The following is a 20736-nucleotide window of genomic DNA, read 5'->3' on the forward strand; positions in this document are numbered from 1 at the left end:
CTGTCCGAATTGACGGGAAAGCAGATTTTTGGACGCCTCACGATCGATATATGACCATCTTCTAAACCGGATTTCGACGCGCGCTGCACAAGTCGGCGTGATCGGACTGGGCTATGTCGGATTGCCGCTGGCGGTTGCGGTCGCACGCGCCGGCTTCCCGATTTCGGGCTTCGACATCGAAGCCCACAAGGTCGAGAGCCTGAACAACGGCCAATCCTACATCGAGGCGGTGGCGTCGACAGCCCTTGCCGGCCAGGTGGCGAGCGGACGGTTCCGCGCCACTGCGGATTTTGCGGAACTGGCCGTCTGCGAGGTCATCATCATCTGCGTTCCGACACCGCTGACGAAAAACCGTGAGCCGGATCTCTCCTTTGTCAGGAACACGGCAGGCACCATTGCGAAGCATCTGCGTCCCGGCCAGCTGGTCGTGCTGGAATCGACCACCTATCCCGGCACCACCGATGACGTGATCAAGCCCATACTGGAAGAAACCGGCTTGCGGTCGAAGATAGACTTCTTCCTCGGCTTCTCGCCCGAACGCGAGGATCCCGGCAACCGCAGCTTCGAAGTCGCGACGATCCCTAAGGTCGTGGCAGGCGACGGCATTGAAGCGGCGACGCTCGTGCAGGCTTTCTACCAGGGCGTGGTCAAGACCGTCGTTCCGGTTTCCACCACGGCGACCGCCGAGGCGGTCAAGCTGACGGAAAACATCTTCCGCTCGGTCAACATAGCACTCGTCAACGAGTTGAAGGTCGTGCTCGGTGCGATGGACATCGACATCTGGGAGGTGATCGAGGCGGCAAAGAGCAAGCCCTTCGGCTACATGCCGTTCTATCCTGGCCCCGGACTTGGCGGGCACTGCGTTCCGATCGATCCCTTCTACCTGACGTGGAAGGCGCGCGAATACGAACTGCCGACCCGCTTCATCGAGCTGGCGGCAGAGATCAACACGGCCATGCCGCGTCATGTGGTCGATGAACTGGCGAAGGCGCTGGACCGGCGCTGTGGTAAGGCGCTCAGCCGCTCGCGCATTCTCATCGTCGGGCTCGCCTATAAGAAGAATGTGCCCGATATCCGCGAAAGCCCCTCATTGCGGCTCATTGAACTCATCGAGGAATGGGGCGGCAAGGCGGAGTTCCACGATCCGCATGTTACCGAGATACCGACCACGCGGGAGCATATGGCGATCAAGGGGCGCCGCTCGGTCGAATTGACCGAGGCGGCTCTGAAGGATTTCGATGCTGTCGTCGTTGCAACCGACCACGACGCGATCGACTATCAGACGATCGCCGATCACGCCCCTCTAATCGTCGACACACGCAATGTTTTTGGCCGCCTCGGGCTGGACCGAGAGACAGTGCTAAAGGCCTGACGGCATCTGAGCCGGCGAATTTCTTGTGCGGTGTCAGGATCGTGGTTGCACTCCGTCGGCTGACTCGCCACATAACGCCACCGAATACAGATGCATTTATGCCTTCCCCTTGGCCGCAAGGATAGTCATCCGGGATATTCTTCGCCGCTTTTGCCGCCGAGGCCGGCCTTGTTGACTTCGGGTGTCTTATCGTTGGGTCGTTGACGGACTGTGTTATGGCAGATCAGAGGATAATGGTTCCGTCTTCCGACGGGTTTCGAGATAGCATGAGCACATCGTACGCAGAAATTTCCACCATTCTCATGGATAAGGTTGCCGATTGGCTGAACGAATCGGCGCTGGCGGGCAACGACCTGGAAACATTGGTAAATGGCTTTTGCGAACGGCTGGCTGCTGCCGGCCTGCCGCTGAAGCGGGTGCATTTGAGCTTCTCGATGCTTCACCCGCTCTATGACGCGCTTGGCTTCACCTGGGTTCGCGGCCAGGGCATGGAAGTGGAAGGCTTCCGCAAGGAGGCCGGTGTGCCGTCTGAGAGATTCCTGACCAGCCCATACTACCATCTGCTCAGCAATAAGCTCGACCATCTGCGACGCCGGCTCGACCCGTCGGTGGTGTCGGAGTTTCCTGTTTTCGATGACCTCCGGCTTATGGGCATCACCGATTACATGGCTTTCGTCCATCCCTTCAGCGGCAACGCCAGTCAGGGCATGATGGGATCTTGGTCGACCGACAGCGCCGCGGGCTTCAGCGACAGCATGATTTCGGCGCTGCTGCGCATCCAGAGCCATCTCGCTATCGCCACCAAGATGGCGGTGCTCACCAAGCTCGCCGACAACATGATGACCACCTATCTCGGCGGCGACGCTGGCAGGCGCGTTCTTGACGGCCAGATCAAGCGCGGCGAGGGCGATACAATCCGGGCCGCACTGGTAATGGGAGATATGCGCGGGTCGTCGAGGCTCGCCGAAACCTCCGGCCGCGAAGTCTATATCGATACGCTGAACCAGTTTTTCGACGCCGTTGCCGCACCTTTCAATCGCAACGGCGGGCAGATCATGAGTTTCATCGGTGATGGCTTCATTGCCGTCTACCCTTGCGAAAGGCACCGTTCGCAGTCCGAGATCGCCTGCCAGGCTGCGCTTGCGGCCGCGCACAAGGCCAGCGCGCGCATGATGGATCTCAACCTGCGCCGAAAGGAGCAGGGGTTGTCAGACATCAAATTCGGTATCGGCCTGCATGTCGGCAATGTGATGTTTGGCAATGTCGGGCTTAAAGACCGGCTCACATTCTCTGTCTTCGGCTCGGCTGTGAACGAGGTCCAGCGCCTGCAGACCCTGACCAAGAAATATCCGCACAGCGTTCTGGCCAGCAAAGACTTCGCCGGCTATTGCGGCGCCAACAGCTGGCTGACGCTCGGCCACGAGGAACTGGCTGGCATCAAGCAGAAGCTGATGGTGCTTTCACCCGATCTGTCGGGAGCCCTCGTACCCGATGAAGACGGTGCGCCGGAGCCGATTCACGACCGAAGATCGGACGCCGAGCAGGTCATGCTGCTTCATCGCGATGCCGCGCGGATGGCGGCGGGCGACCCGAGTAAGCTCCAGTAAACCGCCGCGATCTGGCCCGATCGCCTTTGGTAGCCAGTTTGGTCGTCGGTTCCGCCACTGGCGACCGCTTCGAATCCAAGTTGCTCTGCGCTGACAATGCGCTAGTCTCGCTTTCTGGAGAGCTGCCAGAGTGGGGCTGGTGTGAGAATGAATTCGAGTGTCGATCTGCTGCGGATCGAAGACGTTGGCATCTCTTTTGCCATCATGGGGGGGCCGTTGCATGCCGTCAGGCGCGCAAATCTTCGCGTCCTGCCCGGTAAGGTTACCGCGCTTGTGGGCGAGTCAGGTTCCGGTAAATCGGTTCTCAGCCAAGCCGTGATGGGCATTTTGCCGAACACAGCCCATGTTCGCGGCCGGATCCTGTTCTCCGATCCTGAAAAGCCCGGCACGACGCAGGATATTCTCAAGATGTCGCGTGATGGGCCCGAAATCCGGGCGTTGAGAGGCAGCCGCATCGGCAAGATCTTTCAGGAGCCGATGACATCGCTGTCGCCGCTCCACACGATCGGCAACCAAGTCAGCGAATCCCTGCAGATTCATACGCCCATGGCTCGGGCGGAGCGCAAGGCGCGGACCGAGGAAATGCTCAGCCTCGTCGGCTTTCCCAATCCCAAGCGCGCCTATGACATGTATCCCTTCGAACTTTCTGGAGGATTGCGTCAGCGCGCCATGATCGCCATGGCGCTTATCTGCCGGCCCGCCCTGTTGATCGCCGATGAGCCGACGACGGCGTTGGACGTCACCATCCAGGCGCAAATCCTGCAATTGCTGCGCGGGCTTCAGACCAAGCTGAACATGGCGATGCTGCTGATCACGCACGACCTCGGCGTGGTCGCCAATGTCGCCGACGAGGTGGTGGTCATGTACCATGGCGAGATCATGGAGGCGGGACCTGTCGAGGCGATATTCCGCCGGCCAGGCCATCCTTACCTTAAGGGCCTGATGGCAGCCGTTCCGCATTTCGACCTGAAGCCTGGCGAAAGGCTAAAGGCGCTACGCGAGGTGCCGGTGAATGTCGGAAACCTGCTCGGCAAGCAGACCGCGCCGGCATCGGAGGGGCCGGACGACATCCTGCTGTCGGTCAGGGATCTGACAAAGACCTTCACCATCCGCAAGTCCGGATGGTTCGGCGGGGATCATCAAACCTCTGTTCGCGCCGTCGACGGTGTGAGCTTCGACATCAGGCGAGGTGAATGCCTGGGTCTGGTCGGCGAAAGCGGTTCCGGCAAAACCACCGTCAGCAAGATTCTCATGCGGGCCGTCACTCCCAGCGGTGGTTCTGTGATCTTCAACAGCCGCGAGGGACCGATCGACGTCCTGGCAGGCGAGGGAGAGGCCTTGCACATGCTGCGCGCGAAAATCCAGATGGTCTTTCAGGATCCGGTTTCGTCGCTTTCACCTCGCATGACGGTGGAGAACATCTTGAGCGAGCCGCTGGAAATCCATCAGCGCGGCAATGCCGCGTCCCGGTTAGCCATGGTCAAGAACCTGATGCAGGCAATCGGGCTCGATCCGCGCTTTATCAAACGTTACCCGCACAGTTTCTCCGGCGGGCAGCGTCAGCGTATCGGCATCGCGCGCGCGCTAGCGCTGGGGCCTGAACTGCTAATCTGCGACGAGCCGGTTTCGGCGCTCGACGTCTCCGTCCAGGCGCAGATCCTGAACCTTCTGAAGGATCTGCAGAAGGAACTGGGACTGACCTACCTGTTCATATCCCACAACCTGGCGGTGGTGGACTACATGGCAGACCGCATCGCCGTGATGTGCGGCGGGCGTATCGTCGAGCTTGCGCCGCGCGAAATCCTGCTCAGGAAACCGATCCACCCCTACACGCGCTCACTGGTCGCCGCAGTGCCTTTCCCCGATCTCGATAGGCCGATGGATTTCAAGACGCTGAAGCTCAGCGGCGCTTCCGACAGTAGCGCCTGGGGACCGCAATTCCGCGACGAGGGCAGCGACGATATGCTATCGCCGCTCGATCTTGGCGGCGGCCACCTCGTGCTGGCCCGGCGTTCGGCCGATGTCAGCGAGCTGCGCCATTGATCAGCCGGCGCACCGTCCTCGGACTCTTGGCTTCGGCATTTGTGCCGAGCACGTTGCACGCCGGCGATCTGGAGCCAGAATTTCTTCAGCCGCTGCTGAAGGCCCTGGCGCTGCCGGCACTCGCCAAACGCCTGCCCAAGAGCCCGCGCGTGGTGAACCTCGCTGCAATGGGCCGGCAGCCCGGCCAGTATGGCGGCACGCTGCGCACGATCATCGGCAGCCAGAAAGATATCCGGTTGATGACCATCTACGGATATGCTCGCCTGGTCGGCTATGACGAAAAGCTCAACCTGCAACCCGACATTCTCGAAAGTTTCGACGTGGCGGACGATCGCGTCTTCACTTTCAAGATACGGGAAGGACATAAATGGTCTAACGGCAGCCTGCTGACGCCGGAGGATTTTCGCTATTGCTGGGAAGATGTCTGGCTGAACGATGAGCTTACGCAAGGCGGGCTCCCCCCGACGCTGCTGGCGGACGGCAAGCCGCCACGCTTCGAGATCGTCGATCCGCTGACGGTCCGCTATAGCTGGGATGCGCCAAATCCCGACTTCCTGCCCAAGCTCGCTGCCGCTTCGCCGCTATCGCTTGTTCTGCCGGCCGCCTATCTCAAGCAGTTCCACAAGAAATACCAGGATCCATTCCGGCTCGCCGGCCTGATGGAGGAGAACAGGGCCAAGAAATGGACGCTCCTGCATATCCGCATGTCTCGGCAGTATCGCCCGGAGAACCCGGAACTGCCGACGCTCGATCCCTGGCAGAACCGGACCAAGCCGCCGGCCGAGCAGTTTGTCTTCGAGCGAAACCCGTTCTTTCATCGAATAGACGAGAATGGCCGGCAACTGCCCTATGTTGACCGGGTAATCATGAATGTGAGCTCGTCGGCGATCATCTCCGCCAAGACCGGTGCCGGCGAGAGCGACCTGCAATGTATGGGAATTGACTTTGCCGATTACTCCTTCCTGAAGGATGCGGAGAAGCGCTACCCGGTGAAGATGCATCTGTGGAAACGCACACAGGGTTCGCGGCTGGCGCTGCTGCCCAATCTGAATTGTGCCGACCAGGTGTGGCGTGGCCTTTTTCGTGACGTGCGCATGCGTCGCGCACTTTCGCTTGCTGTGGACAGGCGCGAGATCAATTTGGCGGTGTTCTACGGATTGGCGCAGGAAAGTGCCGATACGGTCCTGCCAGAGAGCCCGCTCTACCGGCCGGAATTCGCGAAAGCCTGGGTAGCCCATGATCCCGACCAGGCCAATGCGCTGCTCGATGAGGTCGGGCTTCAGACGCGTGACGGTGACGGCTTGCGGATACTTCCTGACGGACGCCCGGCGCAAATCATCGTGGAAACGGCCGGCGAAAGCACACTGGAAACCGACGCGCTCGAACTCATCACCGATCACTGGCGCGAGATCGGCCTCGCCCTGTTCGTCCGGACTTCGCAGCGCGACATCTTCCGCAGCCGCGCGCTTGGCGGCGAGATCATGATGTCGATATGGTCGGGCATCGACAATGGCGTGCCGACCGCCGATATGAATCCGTACCAGTTGGCTCCCACCATGGACGACCAGCTGCAATGGCCGCTCTGGGGTGCTCACTACTTGTCTCATGGCAAGGTCGGTGAGGCGCCCGATCTTCCGTCTGTCGTCGAGTTGATGGCTTTGCTCAAGCGCTGGAACGCTTCGACCGGAGCCGCTGAGCGCGCCGAAATCTGGAATTCAATGCTGTCGATCTACACCGATCAGGTGTTTTCGATCGGCACGGTGAACGGAACGCATCAGCCGATTCTGGCGTCCTCGCGGCTGCGCAATCTGCCTGACAAGGCGCTCTACAGCTACGACCCGACCGCCTATTTCGGTGTCTATATGATGGACACATTCTGGCTTGGAGAGTCCTGAGCGTGCTTCGATATATTGTCTGGCGCATCGCCGTGATGGTTCCGACGCTGCTGATCATATCGGCGCTGGTGTTCACGATCATCGAACTTCCCCCGGGCGACTATTTCGACAGCTATGTTTCCGAGCTTCGGGCTCAGGGCGAAGCGGTGGATTCCGATCGCATCCAGATGATGCGAAAGGAGTATGGTTTCGACAAGCCGCCGGTCATTCGCTACTTCTACTGGGTCGGCGGAATGCTGCACGGCGATTTCGGCTATTCCTTCGAATATGAGCTGCCGGTTCGCGACGTCATCGGGGACCGAATGTGGCTGACCGTGCTGGTTTCCTTCGTCACGATCATCTTCACCTGGCTCATCGCCTTTCCGATCGGCATGTACTCAGCCACCCATCAATACAGCTGGGGCGACTACGGCCTGACTTTCTTCGGCCTTCTCGGCCTTGCCATTCCGAATTTCATGCTGGCGCTGATCCTGATGTATTTCGCCAACATCTGGTTCGGCACGTCCATCGGCCATCTCATGGACCAGCAATATCTCGGCGAGCCGATGAGCTGGGCCAAGGCGAAGTCGATCCTCGCCCATCTCTGGATCCCGGTCTTGATCATCGGCACCGGTGGCACGGCAAGCATGATCCGGCGGCTGCGCGCCAATCTGCTCGACGAGCTGCACAAGCAATATGTCGTGACCGCGCGCGCCAAAGGCCTTCATCCCTTCAAGGCGCTGGTCAAATATCCGCTGCGCATGGCGCTCAATTTCTTCATTTCAGACATCGGCTCTATTCTGCCGGCCATCATTTCCGGCGCCGAAATCACGGCGATCGTGCTGTCTTTGGAAACGACCGGGCCGATGCTGATCAAGGCGCTGCAAAGCCAGGACATGTATCTGGCAGGGTCGTTCCTGATGTTCCTCGCCTTCCTTACGGTCATCGGCGTCCTGATTTCCGACCTCGCGCTGGCGCTGCTTGATCCGCGAATTCGTTTGCAGGGCGGGAGCACCAAATGAATACGCAATCGCCGCTGCCCGCTCCGGGTGCTCCACTACAACACTACGTTTCCATTGCGCCCTTTGACCTGCAGTCGGTCGAGGCGATGACGCCTGAGCAGTCGAAAGTCTTCCAGGCGTCGCAGTTGCGGCTGATGTGGTGGAAATTCCGACGGCACCGGCTTGCCCTCATATCCGGCATATTCCTGGCAGCGCTTTATCTTGGGATACTGATCTGCGAGTTCCTGGCGCCCTACAATCTGCACACGCGCAACATGGACTACATCTATTCGCCGCCGCAGTGGGTGCACCTGTTCCACAACGGCCAGTTTGTCGGGCCGTTCGTGTATGGCCGCGAGATGACGCTGGATATGGACACGCTCAAGCGGAACTATATGGACAAGCAGGATGATGTTCAGCGGATCCGTTTCTTCTGCAAGGGCGACAGCTACCTATTCTGGGGTCTGATCGAAGGTGACAGGCATCTTGTCTGCCCTGCCGAAAACGGCCAGCTCTTTCTGGCCGGCACCGACAGGCTGGGGCGCGATGTGCTCTCGCGCATCATCTACGGCGCACGCATTTCACTGACAATCGGCCTGGTCGGCATCGGTTTCAGCTTCCTGCTCGGCATCGTCATCGGGGGGCTGGCCGGCTATCACGGCGGCATCTTCGACCTGATCGTTCAACGGATAATCGAAGTTCTGCAATCGATCCCCAGCATTCCGCTCTGGCTGGCTCTGGCGGCGATCATGCCGATAACCTGGAGTCCGATCCTGATCTATTTCGGCATCACCGTCATCCTCGGGCTGCTCCACTGGACCGGACTGGCGCGGGCCGTGCGCTCAAAACTTCTAGCCTTGCGTGAGGAGGATTACGTTCTGGCCGCGCAATTGATGGGCGCCTCGAGCAGCCGCATTATCCGGCGGCACCTCATTCCGGGCTTCATGTCGCATCTGATCGCGACGGCGACGATCTCCATACCCGGCATGATCCTGGGTGAGACGGCGCTGAGCTTCCTGGGGCTCGGCTTGCGGGCGCCGATAACCAGCTGGGGCATCCTGCTCACCGAGGCGCGCAGCGTCAGCGTGATCGCGTTCTATCCATGGCTGCTTTTGCCGATCCTCCCCGTCATTCTCGTCATCTTGGCGTTCAACTTCCTCGGCGACGGCTTGCGGGATGCCGCAGACCCCTACAAGTGACATCGCTATTCCGCCGCGCGCCGGGCCGCAGATTCCAACGGCTGTTGCAGCGTTCACCGTTCGCCTCTAGAGCGGTTTCACCGTTTCGCGGAAACAGCAACCCGCTCTATCTCATTGTTTTGACGCAATTCCGGAAGGAAAACCGTTTCCACTTTTCCTGGAATTGCTCTATATGCGGCGAGGCTGGATCGGGTCCGGCACGCTACTTTTGCGTTTCACCCGGGTGGCGGGCATTGCCGGATTCTTGGGCTGGTTCAGGGCACACAAACGCATATGAGTCGCCTCGAGAGTTTCATCCGCAGGCTGACGGCACAGCGCGACATTCTCGATCAGGTCTGCGCGGAGGTGGCGAAGATCGAGGGCCCCATCCTCGAGCTCGGCCTCGGCAATGGCCGCACGTTCCACCATCTGCGCGAGCGCCTGCCCGGACGCCGGATCGTGGCGTTCGACCGCGCACTGGCCGCACACTCCAGCTCAATTCCCGAAGCCGAAAACCTGGTGCTCGGCGAAATACGTGAGACGGCGATCAGGTTCATTGGCATCGACGCCGCTCTTGTTCATGCCGACATCGGCACCGGCTATGAAGATCGCGACGCAGTGACCGCTACCTGGCTTCCCGATCTGACCGCGGGCCTGCTTCGCGTCGGCGGCATCGTGGTCAGCGGCACGCCGCTCGATCACCCGCAGTTGCAACGCCTCCCGCTGCCGCCTTCGGTGCCTGCCGATCGTTACTTTATCTGCAGGCGCGTGTAAGGGACCGGGACGACCGAGTCTTCAGGGGATCGTATATACTGCTATCTCTCGCTCAATGCCGCGCAGCGAGACCTCGTGGGGTTCCGGCTTCAGCGATTTCCTGCGCAACAGATCGGCGGTGAGATTGTCGTCAACCACCGCGCGAGTGGCGAAGATCGCCTGTGCGTTGGCAAGGTTCTGGACTCGCGAAGCGATGTTGACCGTCTGGCCGAAATAGTCCTGCCGCTCGTTCATGGACACGGCGATGCAGGGGCCGGCATGGATTCCGATCTTGAGCAGCAGATCCTCGCGCCCGCTCTCGTTGTTGAGCGCACGCATTGCCTCGCGCATCCTGAGGGCCGCAGCAATCGCCCGATCAGGCGTCGCGAAGGTCGCCATCACCGCATCGCCGATCGTCTTCACCACTGCGCCGGCCTCCGCCGCGACGATCTCGTGCAGAACCTGGAAATGCTCGCGCACGAGATCGAAGGCTGAAAGGTCGCCCACCCGCTCGTAGAGCGCGGTCGATCCGCGCAGGTCCGTGAAAAGGAAGGTCAGGCTGGTGATCTTCAGGCGCTGGTTGATGTCGACCGTATCCGTGCGATAGAGATCGCGAAACGTCTGGTTGGTGAGCAGGCGCTTGGCGGTCAGGAAGGGTCGGCGTTTGCGCAGCAAATCATGCAAGCCCTGGCCGGCGATGAAGACCGTCGGTAGCACGCGAGTGTCTGTTCTATTTTCCAGCGAAATGCGCAACGGGCCGGGTTGCATCTCCAGCGTCTGGCTCTGGACATGGTCGCGGTCGAAGACCAAGGAGAGGCCTCGGCGCTCCTTTGTCGGTTCACCCTTCACGTCGATGAACTGCACTGAATGGGTGACCGGCTCGAAGACGATGATGAATTCTGACGGAAGCTGTACGGGCAGAACCGCCTTTTCACCGGGCGCAAGCTCGATGTCCTCCAGCGAGATCTCTTCCATCCTTTTCGCGAAGTCTTCATCCGGCAGATCGACGCCGGACGCCCAGTAGATCTGCCGGAAATACTCCATCAACGGCAGCTCATGCGGATTGTGGGCGGCGATCCTGCGTATGCGGGGACTGACGGTGAACGTCACCTCGACCATCTCGTCGAGGGTCGGTGAATAACCCTCGGCGCACAGCGTGCAGGTGTATTCGTCCTTCTGCACCGTTTTCAGCGTGGCGTTGGTGTCGAGCACGCCGCCACAGCCGGGGCACAGAACATTCCACGAAATGTCGAAGATGCCGACCCGCGCCGCATGGAGAAAGGCGCCTATGGTGCGCTCCTCGTCGAGGCCATGCTCGCTGGCGAAGGCCGGCGCATTGATGCGGCAAAGCTCACGGTCCCCGCCTTCCGCGATGGTTCGCTGGATCGCGTCGATTGCAAGTGGATCGACATCTGGTGATTGCCGCAAAAGCGAGAACAGATCCTGAGCTTCGTTCATCGTGCAGGCTCCGAAAATGCGCCCAAGCCATGTTGACCGGACCGCTCCTTGGTCCGGCCGCTGCATTTTACTTCGAAACGGACCGTGCGACCATTCGAATAGACAAACCTGATGACGGTTCAATTCCATTCGGCAGATTTTCACCGGCCGCAAGCGGCACTATGATGGTCCACGGGCATTCACCTTGGGGACTCTCTCCCATGCCGACATCCGACAATCCGCCATTTCCCGCGGCCCTGCGCCTTTTTTCGGTGGCGGTCATCATCGTCCTGATCGTGGGCGCGGGCCTGTTTTTCGCGCCTGTGCTGGTCAAGCCGAGGTGGCCTTGGGCCGTCACCCCGTTCAATGCCCGCTTCCTCGGAGGCTTCTACACCGCCGAAATGGTCGTGATGGCGGCGCTGCTGTTCTGGAACCGCTGGTCGCCCGGCAGGCTCGTGCTGGTCATGGCCTTCGTCTTCACGGTCATCGTCTCGGCGGCTTCGTTCATCAATCTCGGCTATTTCAACTTCGAGCGCAAAGCGCCGTGGCTGTGGTTTTTGGTCTATCTTGCCTCGGCCGCGGTATCCGGGCTGTTCCTGTGGCGGGCCAGGGCCCGTCCTTCGGTAAAAGGCGTGGCCTTAACCCCCGCATGGCGCGGCTACATGTCAGCGGAAACGGCGATCCTTGGGCTATACGGCGTCGGCATGTTGCTGTTTCCCCGGGTGGTCAGCAGCAGTTGGCCATGGCCGGTCGATCCCTTCCACGCCCAGGTCTACAGCGCCATCTTCCTCGCCGGCGCCGGCGGCGTATATCTCCTCTGGAAAAACGCGCCGCGCGAGGAACTGCTGGTGCTAGGCCTGGCGCAGTTTCTGGTTGGCCTGCTTGCCATCCTCGGCCTCTTCATCACCGACGCTGCAGTGCACCGGATCGGCTGGACGGCGACCGGGACATTGTGTTGGCTCGCCCTTTTCGGCTGGATCGGTCTCAGCGGCGCCTTCAAGCTCTACACCGCCTCCCAATATTTCAGCTCGCAACCGGCATCGTAGGTCGAAGAGACGGCTGGATTTCCAGTTGAGGTCCGGTGCATCGTGCCGGACCGATTGCCTTCGCCGGGAACGCCATGACCAGCACGACCTCGCCATCGTCCGAGAAGATCCGGCCACAGCTCCGACCCATCCGGTCAAGCGATGCGGAGGCGCTTTGCGCTATCTTCAACATGCCGGGTTTCCGCTGGGGCACGTTCAGGATGCCTTTCGAGAGGGTGGAGCAGGTGGAGCGGCGTATCGCCAAGTCCGGCCAGGAAACCACCTGGATCGTTGCGGAGGTGGACGGCAAGATCGTCGGCCATGGCAGCCTGATCGTACAGGGCTCGCCGCGCCGTTCGCATATCGGCGAGATCAACATCGGCCTTCACGACGCCTTTGTCGGCAAGGGGATCGGCTCCGCCATACTTGGCGCGCTGCTTCACGTGGCCGACAACTGGCGGGCCCTGAAGCGGGTCGAATTGACCGTCTATGCCGACAACGAACCGGCTATCCGTCTTTACACGAGCCACGGCTTCGAGATCGAAGGTCGGCATGTGAAGGCCGGTTTTACCGACGGGCGGTACCACGACCTCCTGAGCATGGCCCGGCTGCGGTTCTGAGATCCGCTGTTGGCCTTGGCCGTGCAGCCGATCTGACATTTTGTGCCGAGTCGGCGAACGGGTGATTGCTGATGGAGAACTCCGTGGGATACGGTCAATTTCGTCTTACACCATTTGATCGCGTTGCGTGGGCCGAGCGCGTCCAGCAAGTCTGGTTCCCTTGGCCTCTGCACCGCAAGCGGCTGACGGGAACCAATGACCGCCGTCTTTGACCCGACCCCTACGCCTCCGGTGGAAATTCTGGCTTTGCTGTCGCCACTCTGCCCGGAAGTCGTGCGTGACATCGAGCAGAACTGGAATGCACCGGTTTCCGACTACGCCCGCCATCTGTGGCGGCCGGTGGCAAGGCCCACATCCGGCCCCGCGATCGCTGCCCGCTCGATCCTGCGCGAAGTCCTGCATCAGCGCCTCGGTGTGATTATGCAGCCTGAGGAGATCGGCAAGGCCCTCGAAGAGTTCGAGCACAGACCGGTGATTCAGGCCGGCCTGCACTGCCTGCTTCTGATGGACCGGATCACCTTCGATGCCCTCCTGCTTGCCTGGCTCGGCGCGGTCGAAAACGGGCTGTCGGTCTTCTTCGGCTTCATGGGAACGACGATGACCATGGAGACAATTGGCCGGGAGGGGCCGGGATGGCTCGATGTCGGCGGCGACAAGATCAACCTGTTTGGCATAGGGCGCCATAAACTGTGCCGCAAAAGTGCCTGCGTGGCCGGTCCCGTCTCCCTCAACAAGCGCGCGCTCGAAGCGGTGGGCGATGAAACGGATGCCAGCCGCTGGCTGGGCACACTGCTTGCCAGTCAAGACAAGGTGTTTGGAACCGCTGCCGATGCGCTGACAGCCTTCAACCAGGATCTGGTCGCCAATTGGGATTGTTCCGGCGTGACCCGGCCGGTTTTCATTGATGATCGGCTCGCCGCGGCCGCCATGGTCCGGCATCTGCAATATGACGGCAGCCTCCTCTCCAGCCTGCTCTTTGAACCCGCGAGGCGCCAGCGTCTCGAACGTGCCTTGCAAGAGACCGCATCGGGCCCATTTGGCAGATTCCTGCCCAATGCCACAGCCTATTTCTGGGGCATCCGCGAGGAGCGCGTGCGCAAGCTCGTCCTCGAGGGCGGGCACCTGATCGAGCCTGACAGGCCGCATGGTCTTTCCATCCCGTTCGAGCGACCGCATCTCAGGCAGGCGCTGCTGGACGGCATGCTGCTGCCGAACTTGTTCCTGGCGTTCCTCGTTCTTGCCATATTGCCCCGCGTGCGGGTTGTGGGCGGCCTGAGACAGATTGGCTATGTGGCGCTTTTCCACTCGATCCTGCTGGCCGCGCTGGACGAAAACGCGCAGGAAGAGCGCGATCTGGCCGCGGAGCTGCAGGTTCAGGAAAATGCGTGGGGCGTGCGGGTCATCGATGAAAGGATCTCTGTCCGCGAGCAGCTTGCCGGCCTGCCGGCAGGGGCTCTCTTCCCGGAACTGCTCCGGCAATATCGTTTGCGGACATTTGCCGAGACGACCGACGATCTGAAACTGGTTCGCGAAGACGCCCGGTGGCGCAAGGTCGGCCAGGCAGAGATCAAGGCGACCTGAGCCTCACTTCAGCCCTTATCTCAGGCTGTTTTTCTAGGGTGCAACCGCAAGCGACGGCGATTTATCGGTGAGCCTCTGGCGTCTGATCCGGCCGCTTCCTTGAGGGTTAGCAGCAGTCAAACGGAAACAAAACGGTTACGGAGGCTCCATCGCGATCGGCTGCAGTTCAAGGCCAGACCTGACTTGGCCTCACCTGTCATTGCACGATACCGGCCTTGCGGAGCCCGTCCACGACGAGTTCGAAATCGGCAGGGTTCTTGTAGGGCAAGACTTTGCGTCGGTAGTCCAGCGAATAGTCCGGATTGACGCGCAGCACCTCCTGCCATGCCCCACGGGCCTCGTCGAAACGGCCCAGATGGCCGTAGCTGGCGGCCAGAAGCGCGCGCGAGACATCGGTGGCAGCGTTGCGAGCCAGCCGTTGCAGCAAGAGGTCAACGGCCTCTTCGTACCTTCCGAGTTGAAACGATGCCAAAGCCTGGAAATGCAGAAGCACATCCGGAAAGTATGGATTCAAGGTCTTGCCCCGGGCGAAACTCTCGAGCGCCTCTTCGGACCTGCCCGAATAGTGCAGCGCCTCGCCGAGGATCACGTGCCCTTCGGCGAAGTTCGGATTGAGGGCTATCGCGTGCTCGGCTTCGTTGATGGCCTTATCGTGCCGTCGTGTATACAGCTTGACGATAGCCAACGCCCAGTGCGCCCAGGGATCGCTCTCATCCAGCGTTACCGCTCGCGTCGCAGCCTCTTCCGCTTGCGCCATCGATTCCGGCGGCGACCCACTCCACCTGTTCAGGTAATCGAGCCCGTGCGTCAGGGCGAGGAAGGCGTGGGCAGAGGCAAATTTCGGGTCAAGTTCGATGGCACGTTGCAAGAGGTCGCGGGCTGCGACGTTCGTCTCCTTCGTCAGCCGGTGCCACAGCTCTCGGCCCCGTAGGAAATAGTCATACGCCTCCGTGTTGCGCGCATACTCGGGCGCCAGCCGCTGACGGTCGCCCTCAGTCAGATTGAGCGCCAACGCACCGACGATCTGCTGCGTCACGTCGTCCTGCACGGCGAATATGTCGGTCAGGTCGCGATCGAACCGCTCGGCCCAAAGATGGCCGCCGGAGGCTGCATCGATGAGCTGCGCGGTAATGCGCACCCTGTTCCCCGACTTGCGTACGCTGCCCTCAAGTACATGCCGCACGCCGAGCTTCGCGCCCACCTCCTGCACCTGGACGTTCTGGCCCCTGAAGGTGAACGACGAATTGCGTGCGATGACGAAGAGCTGCGACAGTTTGGACAGCGCCGTGATGATGTCTTCAGAGATGCCGTCGGCGAAGTAATCCTGTTCGGCGTCACCGCTCATGTTGGCGAACGGCAGGACGGCGATCGACAATTTCGGCGGCGCTGCCGTCGCGGGCCGGCTCGGCGCGGTTTCCGGGGTCGCGGCCGCCTTGGTCCCGGCGCCGACTTGCAGCGAATAGACCCGGATCGGCTCGGCGATGTTCTTTAGCTGTGTGCTGCCGAGATCGCTGACCGAGAGGTCGAGCCTCGCCTTGACCTGGCGATAGGCATCCTCGGACAGGCAGATGGCACCGGGCGCCGCGACGCCCTCCAAACGCGAGGCGATGTTGACGCCGTCGCCCATCAGGTCGCCGTCGCTCTCTTCGACCACATCGCCCAGATGGATGCCGATCCTGAACTCGATGCGGCGGTCCTGCGGCACGCCGGCATTGCGCTCGACCATGCCGTTCTGAACCTCAACGGCACAGCGCACGGCATCCACCACGCTGCGGAACTCGACCAGCGCTCCATCCCCGGTGCGCTTGATCACCCGCCCGTGGTGCACTTCGATGGTCGGATCGATCAGGTCGCTGCGCAGCGCCCGCAACCTCGCCAAAGTACGATCTTCGTCCGCGCTCGCGAGCCGGCTGTATCCGACCACATCGGCAGCCAGGATTGCCGCTAGCTTACGATTCTCGCTCATGGGTCGTCTCCTCATTTCCAGGATAGCAGGAAGACGGAGGGTAAGAGGGAACTTTCGCAAGGGACGGCCAGGCAGCCGCCCGAATCGACAGCGCTCTGCCACAGAACCCACACTAATCGCTCGATGCCCATTTGCGTTGCCGCTTGCTGGTCGACGGCTATCGGTTCATCCTTGTGTGAATACCCGGCCGTGAAGTGCGTAGCTAGATCACGCCGTCACGGCCCCTGGTGAGGTCTTGTTCGATGGACTGCGCGGGCTGCGGTTTCGAGGTTGAGGACGGTTACGCTTTCTGTCCGAGGTGTGGCAGGCGCCAGCCCGTGCCATGCTCCAGTTGTGGCTACGTCTGCGCACCTGATTTCGAGTTCTGTCCGAAATGTGGGACAAGCGTCGGTGCGCCGGCAAAAGCCGTCGAACGGCCTGATCCGACACCAAGCCGGACCATTGTGCCGCCTTCTCGAACTCCGTCGCTGCTTGCAAACATCGAAAGCGAAGACGGGCTGCATCCCGTCTCTGACGCCGATCGCAGGACGGTAACGGTCTTGTTCGCCGACCTTTGCGGCTTCACCACACTCAGCGAGCAACTCGACCCAGAGGTCATGCAAACGCTGCAGAACGAACTGTTCAAGGAATTGACAGCGGCAGTGCGAAACTTTGGCGGTTTCGTCGACAAGTTCATCGGCGATGCACTGCTTGCCTTGTTCGGTGCACCGGTCGCGCATGAGGACGATCCGGAACGTGCGCTTCGCGCCGCTCTCGACATGATGGCCCGGACGGCACGGCTCGGCGAAAGCGCTCCCCACTCCGGCTCGCCTCTGTTGCTTCACATCGGCATAAACACTGGTCCGGTCGTTACTGGGGGATTGGGCATCGGTACCGCCAAATCCTATTCGGTGACCGGCGATACGGTGAACACGGCGCAACGCCTGCAATCGCTGGCCGCACCGGGTGAGGTGCTGGTTGGCGAGCTCACTCACAGGCTGACCCGGCATGCCTTTGCTTACGAGTCGCTGGGTGATGTCGTGCTTCGCGGCAAGGCTGGCAGCGTGCTAGTCCACCGACTGGATGGACCGCTTGCGGCGCCGCGTGCAGCGCGCGGGCTCGAGGCGCTCGGCCTCAGCGCGCCGATAATAGGCCGCGGTGCGGAGCTCAATAGAATGCTGGCCAGCCTTGATCAGGCGTGCGGCGGCTCGGCCCAGCTTGTCCGCCTCGTCGGAGAAGCCGGTATCGGGAAATCGCGGCTGGTGAGGGAGTTCGTCGCCCGCGTCGGCGACGAGGATCGTTTTCGCAACGTCGCCGTGCGGCAGGCCACGTGCTCGCCGCTTGGCGAACAATCATTCGGCGCTTTGGGTGCAGTGGTGCGCAGCGCTGCCGGAATGATGCAAAACGACAATGGGGACGAGATCCGGGCGAAGCTCGGAGGCTTGCTGACCGACCTCGGCCTGCAGGGCGAGGAGGCGAAGCGGCTGATGCCTTTGCTCTACCATGTGCTTGGGCTTGACGACCCCGACGCCACCTTGCAGCATGTCGAGCCCGAGCAACTGCGGCGGCAAATTCTCTACGCGGTCCGCACGATCATCGAACGGCGGCTTGCGTTGTCGCCGCTGTTGATTGTCGTCGAAGACCTGCACTGGGCCGACGCCGTGTCGCTCGAGGCACTGCGTTTCGTGATGGACAGGTTGGAACGCACGCGGTTGATGTTGCTGGTCACGCATCGTCCGGCGCCGCACAACGACCAGCTCGACTCAAGTCGGGTCAGTCACACAGCGCTCAGGCTTTCGCCGCTCAACGGTGACGACGGACGCAGCCTGCTGGCGGCGCTTTTCGGCGAGAGCTGGGTAAACACCGCAGGAGGGCTTCCCGACCAGATCCTCGAGCGCGCGGGCGGCAACCCGCTTTTCATAGAGGAGATCGTTCGCGGCCTTATCGATCGGGGTGTGCTGGTGCGCGAGGGCCAGCGATGGCAGACTGTGGCAGGCGAAGTCGCAACCGGCATTCCCGCCACTATCCAGGCAATGTTGCTTGCCCGCGTCGACCGACTGCCCCAAGAGGTGCGACGGTTGGCCCAGGAAGCCGCGGTAATCGGCCCGCGCTTCGATGCCACACTTCTAAAAGCCGTGACAGCCGACCCAAGCCGCCTGGAAGCCGGCTGCGAACTGCTTTGCGATGCGGAAATCATCGAGGAAGTTGCCGGATCAGGTTCGGTCTCATCGCAAAGCTACCGCTTTACGCAAACATTGCTGCAGGACGTGATCTATCAGAATCTGCTCCTGCAACGCCGGACCGACATCCACGGGCGGATCGGTGCCGCCTTGGAGCAACTGTGCGGCGACAAGCCGGAACGGCTCGAGGATTTGACCGTGCTCGGTCATCATTTCGCACAGAGCGCCGAGCGGGAAAGGGGCGCGCAATACCTGCAGGCGGCGGGCGATCGCGCTCGCATGATATATGCCAACGACGACGCCCTTCGTTTCTACGAGCGAGCCATGACTGCGTTGGGCGCGGTCGGGCAAACACCGCTCAAACTGGCAATTGCAGAGCGCATTGCCGATTTGAGCGGTCCGCTAGGCCGCCGCGAGATCGCGCACCAGCACTACGAGACGGTCTTGCGGGCATATCGCGAGTCCGCCGATCGCGTCGCTTCGGCGCGAGTTTTGCGCAAGATCGGTCGGCTGTTCTGGGACGTCGGCAAGCGGGACAACGCAGAATCCCGTTATGCCGAAGCGGCAGCGCTTCTCGATGGCGCGGATGCCCCGGTCGAGCAGGCGCATCTCTGGCAAGAACGTGGCCGACAGGCGTTTCGTGGCGGAGATCACGCTCTCGCGGCAAAATGGGCAGACGCGGCGCTGGATTGCGTACGCACTCTGACAGCCGAGCATGTCTCAGAGGTGGGGCGTGATGCCACTCTTGTGACCGCCGAGGCACTCAATACCAAGGCTGTTGCGCTGGCTCGCCTTAGGCGAGACCATGAAGCCGTACGTCAGATTGAGCGCAGCATCGAATTGGCCGAAGCCGCCGGTCTGCTGGGCGCGGCCTGCCGCGGCTATACCAATCTCGGCGTGCTTTACACGACCATCGATCCGGCACAGGCGATGGAGGTCTGCCGGCGCGGTCTTGAAGTGGCACGCCGTATTGGTGATTTGGGTTTCCAGGCGCGCCTCCTCGCCAATCTGGCGGTTGCTTGCTGTACTTTTACGGATCGCTGTCCAACGGAGGGCGTGCCTGCTGCCGAGAAGGCCATCGAGATCGACCGGGCGCTCGACCAGCGCGAGCACCTGGCGGTGCCGTTGATCGTGCTTGGGCAGATCCACCAGTGCAACGGCCGTCCGGAACTGGCAGTTGCGTTGTTCCACGAAGCACTGGACGTGGCCAGCGAAACGGGCGAGCCCCAACTGCTGTTTCCGTGCTATGATGGTCTTGCAACGCTTAATCTCGACCTCGACAATCTGGCCGAGGCCGAGCGCTACTTTTCCCTGGCGCAGGGAATATGCGCCCAGCACGGGCTCGACCCGGAAGCGCTTGTGGTGCTGCCTTTTCTCGACTAGCCGGGTGGGAGGTTGAAAATGTCCGCGCGTATTGAATTGGTACCGCTTCAACCGGGCGACCGTGCGCCGAACGTGGTGCTCGACGCCATTACCCAGGAAGGCAAGATCGCGCTTGACGACTTTCGCGGACAAAAGCCGGTTCTGGTCGGCCTGTTTCGAGGTCTGCATTGTGCGTTCTGCCGGCGCCATATCGCCGCCCAGGCGCGGCTTGATCCGGAGCTGCGCGAAAAGGGGGTGGAAAGCCTGACAGTGGTCAACACGCCGATCGAACGGGCGCGTCTCTATTTCCGCTATCACCCGATGCCGAACCTGCTTGCGGCCTCCGACCCCGAACGCGCTTCACATCGTGCCTTTGGACTGCCCAATCTCGAATTCACCCAAAACGAGACAAACTGGCCGTACAAGGTCTCGATGGCAGCGGCAAAGGATATGCGGGTCGACATACCAGGCGAGTTGCCCGCTCCCATGGATCCTTTTGCGGCCAGCGAATTCCTGGACAAGAAGGACCATTACGAAGTGACCGAGGCCGACGAGCAGATGATGGCAACGGGTCACGGACAACTGATCGGTCAGTTCCTGCTGGACCGGCAGGGGGTCGTCCGCTGGAGCTTCACTGAAGTCCCAGAGGGTGGGCGATACATGTTTGGGGCGCCGAATCCGCAGGAGCTGATGTCAGCCGTGTCCCAGGTCGCCCAATAGACTTGCGACCAAGTAGTCGGCGGACACCGACAAAAAAG

Annotated in this window: 14 protein-coding genes; 12 read left to right on the top strand and 2 right to left on the bottom strand. The window is 61.3% G+C overall.

All coding sequences use genetic code 11. The features are described from left to right. Window positions 1–28: 28 nt before the first annotated feature. The 7 genes from LB523_RS22495 to LB523_RS22525 all read left to right on the top strand — a co-directional run bounded on the left by LB523_RS22495 (window position 29) and on the right by LB523_RS22525 (window position 9849). Window positions 29–1372, top strand: a complete 1344-nt coding sequence (locus LB523_RS22495; protein WP_095765762.1) for a nucleotide sugar dehydrogenase — start codon at window positions 29–31, stop codon at window positions 1370–1372. Window positions 1373–1638: 266 nt separating this feature from the next. Next, complete coding sequence (locus LB523_RS22500; RefSeq protein ID WP_095765761.1) at window positions 1639–2979, top strand: adenylate/guanylate cyclase domain-containing protein; 1341 nt, start codon at window positions 1639–1641, stop codon at window positions 2977–2979. A 147-nt stretch (window positions 2980–3126) separates the two neighbouring features. After that, window positions 3127–5022, top strand: coding sequence for an ABC transporter ATP-binding protein (locus LB523_RS22505; protein WP_095765760.1), 1896 nt, complete (start codon window positions 3127–3129; stop codon window positions 5020–5022). Then, window positions 5019–6917: an ABC transporter substrate-binding protein gene (locus tag LB523_RS22510; protein WP_224607076.1), complete on the top strand. Its 1899-nt coding sequence runs from the start codon at window positions 5019–5021 to the stop codon at window positions 6915–6917. Before LB523_RS22505 ends, LB523_RS22510 begins: the two co-directional genes overlap by 4 nt. Window positions 6918–6919: 2 nt before the next feature. Next, the gene (locus LB523_RS22515) at window positions 6920–7918 is read left to right on the top strand and encodes an ABC transporter permease (protein ID WP_095765758.1); all 999 of its coding nucleotides are present in this window, start codon (window positions 6920–6922) and stop codon (window positions 7916–7918) included. After that, window positions 7915–9096: an ABC transporter permease gene (locus LB523_RS22520; RefSeq protein WP_224607078.1), complete on the top strand. Its 1182-nt coding sequence runs from the start codon at window positions 7915–7917 to the stop codon at window positions 9094–9096. Before LB523_RS22515 ends, LB523_RS22520 begins: the two co-directional genes overlap by 4 nt. A 273-nt stretch (window positions 9097–9369) precedes the next feature. Next, window positions 9370–9849 (top strand): class I SAM-dependent methyltransferase, encoded by a 480-nt coding sequence (locus LB523_RS22525; protein WP_095765756.1) that lies wholly within the window; start codon window positions 9370–9372, stop codon window positions 9847–9849. 21 nt (window positions 9850–9870) lie between these two features. Here the strand turns inward: LB523_RS22525 and LB523_RS22530 are convergent, their stop codons facing one another. Next, a complete protein-coding gene (locus LB523_RS22530) occupies window positions 9871–11286 on the bottom strand; it encodes an adenylate/guanylate cyclase domain-containing protein (RefSeq protein ID WP_224607080.1) in 1416 nt (471 codons plus the stop codon). 29 nt (window positions 11287–11315) lie between these two features. Between LB523_RS22530 and LB523_RS22535 the strand changes: the two genes are divergently transcribed. The 3 genes from LB523_RS22535 to LB523_RS22545 all read left to right on the top strand — a co-directional run bounded on the left by LB523_RS22535 (window position 11316) and on the right by LB523_RS22545 (window position 14491). Continuing rightward, entirely contained in the window at window positions 11316–12311 is a 996-nt protein-coding gene (locus tag LB523_RS22535; protein ID WP_224607083.1) for a hypothetical protein, read from the top strand. A 74-nt stretch (window positions 12312–12385) separates the two neighbouring features. Next, window positions 12386–12910, top strand: coding sequence for a GNAT family N-acetyltransferase (locus LB523_RS22540; RefSeq protein ID WP_224607085.1), 525 nt, complete (start codon window positions 12386–12388; stop codon window positions 12908–12910). 195 nt (window positions 12911–13105) lie between these two features. Then, a complete protein-coding gene (locus tag LB523_RS22545; protein ID WP_224607087.1) occupies window positions 13106–14491 on the top strand; it encodes a hypothetical protein in 1386 nt (461 codons plus the stop codon). A gap of 196 nt (window positions 14492–14687) precedes the next feature. Here the strand turns inward: LB523_RS22545 and LB523_RS22550 are convergent, their stop codons facing one another. Continuing rightward, the gene (locus tag LB523_RS22550; RefSeq protein ID WP_224607089.1) at window positions 14688–16457 is read right to left on the bottom strand and encodes an adenylate/guanylate cyclase domain-containing protein; all 1770 of its coding nucleotides are present in this window, start codon (window positions 16455–16457) and stop codon (window positions 14688–14690) included. 242 nt (window positions 16458–16699) lie between these two features. Between LB523_RS22550 and LB523_RS22555 the strand changes: the two genes are divergently transcribed. After that, window positions 16700–19999: an adenylate/guanylate cyclase domain-containing protein gene (locus tag LB523_RS22555; RefSeq protein ID WP_224607093.1), complete on the top strand. Its 3300-nt coding sequence runs from the start codon at window positions 16700–16702 to the stop codon at window positions 19997–19999. A gap of 18 nt (window positions 20000–20017) precedes the next feature. After that, entirely contained in the window at window positions 20018–20698 is a 681-nt protein-coding gene (locus tag LB523_RS22560) for a redoxin domain-containing protein (protein WP_224607096.1), read from the top strand. The last annotated feature ends 38 nt before the right edge of the window (window positions 20699–20736 follow it).

Source organism: Mesorhizobium sp. ESP-6-4 (genome assembly GCF_020164735.1).
Taxonomy (GTDB): domain Bacteria; phylum Pseudomonadota; class Alphaproteobacteria; order Rhizobiales; family Rhizobiaceae; genus Mesorhizobium.